The 4,136-nt window shown below is 66.5% G+C and carries 3 protein-coding genes; all 3 read right to left on the bottom strand.

The annotated features are described in order from the left end of the window. Positions 1-2,044: ABC transporter permease subunit (locus B3873_RS24055; protein ID WP_286869472.1), on the bottom strand; the 2,044-nt coding region annotated here is incomplete at its 3' end. After that, positions 2,041-2,919 carry a branched-chain amino acid ABC transporter permease gene (locus tag B3873_RS24050; RefSeq protein ID WP_286869474.1) on the bottom strand — a complete coding sequence of 293 codons (879 nt, stop codon included), beginning with the start codon at positions 2,917-2,919 and terminating at the stop codon, positions 2,041-2,043. The genes B3873_RS24050 and B3873_RS24055, both read right to left, overlap by 4 nt. Before the next feature lie 230 nt (positions 2,920-3,149). Then, the coding region (locus B3873_RS24045) for an ABC transporter substrate-binding protein (protein ID WP_286869470.1) at positions 3,150-4,136 on the bottom strand (987 nt) is incomplete at its 5' end.

Here is a 4,136-nt window from a genome sequence, read left to right as displayed (position 1 = left end):
CCTGCACCGGCCGATGCAGCCCGGCCAGCGAGCGCATCAGGGTGGACTTGCCGGCACCGTTGGCGCCCAGCAGCGCAATCATTTCGCCCTGCCGCACCTGCAGGTTGATGCCGTGCAGGACCGGCTCGGCCCCATAGCCGGTGACCAGCTCGCCCACGCCCAGCAATTCATCGGCGCCGCTGACGGCAGCGCGCACGGCCGCCACGGCCTGTTGCGTGCCCTCGCCGAGATAGGCCTTGCGCACCGCCGGATCGTTCTGCACTTCCTGCGGCGTGCCGATGGCCAGGCGCTGGCCGGCATCGAGCACGACGATGCGGCGCGAGATCTGCATCACCAGTTCCATGTCGTGCTCGACCACCACCACGCTGATGCCGGCCTCGGCAATGCGGGTCAGCAGTTGCGCCAGCAGGCTCTTGTCTTCGCGCGAGAGACCGGCAGCCGGTTCGTCGAGCAGCAGCACATCGGGATCGGCCGCGAGCGCGCGCGCAATCTCCACCAGACGGCGGTCAACGTGGGCCAGGTCGGCGCTGGGGATATCGAGCGCACCGCGATAGCCGCAAAAATCGAGCAGCTGGCGGCAACGCGCACGCACTTCGCCGGAGACGAAACCCCGCGCCGACAGCAGCCCGCCCAGACGCCCGCGGCCACAGGCCAGGGCCACGTTGTCGGCCACCGTGAGGCTGCCGAACAGTTGCGAAGTCTGGTAGGTGCGGGCCACGCCGTGGCGCGCAATGCGGAAGGCGGGCAGCCCTGCCAGCGGCGTCTGGCCCAGCGTGAACTGTCCGGCGCTGGGACGATAGAAACCGGAGAGCATGTTCAGCGCCGTGGTCTTGCCCGCACCATTCGGACCGATGAGGCTGGTGACGGCACCGCCGGGGACCTCGAAACCGAGATCGCTGACGGCCCGCACACCGCCGAACACCATGGTCAGGCCATCGGCGGCCAGCGTGCGGCGCGCGCGTACCGGCAGCGCGACCTCTTCCGCATCCTCCTGCAAGGCGGCAGCGGGGACGGCCTCCACCGGCTTGCGCAGGCGTGCCGCCAGCTTGCCCAGCAGGCCGGTCACGCCATCAGGGGCCACCCACAGTACCAGCAGCAGCAAGGCACCGAAGAACAGCAGGCGATAGTCTTCCAGGCTGGAAAGCAGTTCCGGCAAGGCCCCCACGATGACGGCACCGATCACCGGGCCGAGGATGGAGCCCGAGCCGCCCAGCACCACCACCAGCACGAACAGGATGGACTGCATGAAGCTGAAGGTATCCGGTGTGACGAAGGTGGAGAGCGGTGCGAAGAGACCGCCGGCCAGACCGGCCAGTGCCGCCGAGAGTGCAAAGGCCACGGTCTTGATGACCAGCGGATTCAGGCCGATGGATTCGGCGGCCGTCTCGCTGTCGCGCACCGCGCGCATGGCCGCGCCCCAGCTGCCGCGCGAGAGCCAGCAGTAGGCAGCCAGCACGACGGCGGCGGTGATCAGTCCCAGCACCGCAATCGCACGCTCCGCCTGCAAACCCAGGAAGGCGGGGGCCGCCAGGCCCATGATGCCGTTCTGTCCGCCGGTCAGGTCGCGCAGTTCGATGATGGCGTGCTGGATGATGAAGCTGAAGGCAATCGTGATCATCGCCAGGTATGGCCCCTTCACGCGCAGCGCCGGCAAGGCCAGCAGCACGCCCAGCGCCCCCGCCACCACGGCCGCCAGCGGCCAGGCCAGCCAGAATGAGAGTCCGGCCTTGGTGGTGAGGATGGCCACCGTGTAGGCACCGACGGCGTAGAAGCCCACATGGCCGAAGGAAACCTGGCCGGTCAGCCCGATGAGCACATTGAGCCCGATGCCGACGATGGCCACCAGTGCGATGCCGGCCAGCACGAAGACGTAGTAGCTGTTGATCGACAAGGCCAGCGTGATGGCCGCGATCAGGCCCACGGCAGAAAACGCCAGCGCAGCCGGCGTGCCCAGCCCGAGCTTGATCCTGCCTGCCGCAGGAGCCGCTGCCGGATGCGCCGCCGCCTGCAGGCTGCGGGCGATGGAATGGGGTAAACGATTCATACCTTTTTCACCTGTGCGCGGCCGAACAGGCCATTGGGACGAATGGCCAGCACCGCGATCACCAACGCGAAGGTGATGATCTGGGTATAGCCGGAACCGAGGGTGGCCGTGATGAGCGCCTCGGCCATGCCAAACAGCAGGCCCGCGATCATCACGCCCCAGGCGCTGGTGATGCCGCCCAGGATGGCCACCGCAAAGGCCTTGAGGCCGAACAGCGTGCCCATGTCGGCATTGACGTTGAACAGCGGCGCAATCAGCACACCCGCCACGCCGGCCAGCAGCGTCGAGAGCGCGAAGGCGACCGCGATGGCGCGCGTGATCGGGATGCCCATCAAGCGCGCCGCATCACGGTTCTGCACCACGGCCAGCAGGGCCGTGCCCCAGCGCGTGCGGCGCGAGATGGTGTGCAGCAGTGCGGCCAGCGCCAGGCCGATGGCGGGAATGAGAAGCTGCAGCGGATACACGCCCAGCCCCATGCCGCCCAGTTCGATGGAGGACAGCGCCAGCGGCGAAGGCAGGCTGCGCGGTTCCTTGCCGAAGGTATGCATGACCAGGTTGTCCAGCACGATGCCCAGGGCCACGGTGGACATCAGCCAGGCATTGGAACCTTGGCGCGCGAAGGGACGCACGGCCAGTACCTCGACCAGCATGCCGTAGAGCGCGCAGGCAGCCAGCGCCAGCACGATGGCCAGCCACATCGGCCAGCCCAGCGTCTGGGCGAAGGTGAAGCACAGCACGGCCCCCAGCATCATGGAGCTGCCCTGCGCAAAATTGACGGTGCCGGAGACGGCATACGTCATGTAAAAACCCAGCGCCATCAGACCGTACATGCTGCCCAGTCCGAATCCGCTGATCAGTGCCGACAACAGCAGCATCGCGTTCTCCTGATGCGCGCCCCAACCGGGCTCGGTCATGCGCGCAAACTTCTCGTGTAGGAAATACCTGAATCCAACTCCGCCCGTTCGGACTGAGTAGCGGTAGCACCGCGTATCGAAGGCGCAGAGGTGTCGCGCCTTCGATACGGCCCCGGCGGGCCTACTCAGTCCGAACGGGAAGTGATGTGCCAGCCCTTTTGTTGACTACATCACGGATCCTCATGTCGGCCTTATTGGGCCAGGCCAACCGGCAGGATGCGGTTGTCGATGAATTGCGCCCAGACGTAGTCATCGGCTTGCAGCGCGTCATGCACGGTCGGGCTGAAGGGCTTGACGTAGGTCTTGATCAGGCCTTCATAGCGGTCGATCTTGTAGAAGCCTTCGCGCACCGCATCGCCATTGGTGGAGCCGGCCTTGGCGATGGCCAGTGCGGCCAGCTGCATGCCGTCATAGGCATTGGCCACACCCACGGCCGGGGTGATGTCGTCCGGGCCCTTGATGGCGGGGTACTTGGCCTTCAGTTCGGCCACCACCTTCTCGCCCACCGGCGAGAGCTTGCCGAAGAAGCTGAAGGTCTGGATGAAGTGCACGTTCTTCGCGTTCGGTCCGGCCAGTTCGGTGAAGCGGCCGCCGGCCGGTCCCCAGTGCGAGACCACCGGCACCTTCCAGCCCATGCGGTCGAGCGACTTGACCACCTGGGCCGAGGGGCCGACGTTGCCGACCAGATACAGGGTGTCGGCACCGGCCGCCTTCAGGCGGCTCAGTTGCGGCACCACGTCGACGTCGCTGGCTTCGAATTTCTCGATGCCGGCCGGCTTCAGACCCTTCTCGGCGAGAGCGGCGACGATGCCTTTCTCATTCGATTCGCCCCACGGGTTGTTGACCAGGATCAGGCCGGCCTTGCTGCTCTTGAAGGTCTTCTGCGCGTAGTTGAGCATGGCCTTGTCCACCAGTTCATCCACTGCCGACACGCGGAAGGCGTAGTTGGGATTGGCACCATTCTTCGTCACACCGGTGCCGGCTGCCCAGGGGCCGACGAAGGGCACTTTCTCCTGGTTGATGATGGGCACGATGGCCATCGAGACCGGCGTATCCAGGCCCCCGAACAGCACCGTCACCTTTTCCTTGAAGATCAGTTCGCGCGCGGCCACCACGCCCTTGGCCGGATTGCCTTCGTCATCGCGGCGCACCAGTTCCAGCTTGCGCCCGCCCAGCAG

Source organism: Herbaspirillum sp. UBA812 (assembly GCF_002296545.1).
In the GTDB taxonomy this organism is placed as follows: Bacteria; Pseudomonadota; Gammaproteobacteria; order Burkholderiales; family Burkholderiaceae_D; genus Herbaspirillum; species Herbaspirillum huttiense.
The sequence above is the reverse complement of the archived record's forward strand: the minus strand, read 5'-3'. Positions and strand labels throughout refer to the sequence as shown.

Excerpts from the sequence above, each read along its gene's own strand:
- B3873_RS24050 (WP_286869474.1), bottom strand. The coding sequence starts at position 2,919 with ATGCTGCTGTTGTCGGCACTGATCAGCGGATTCGGACTGGGCAGCATG.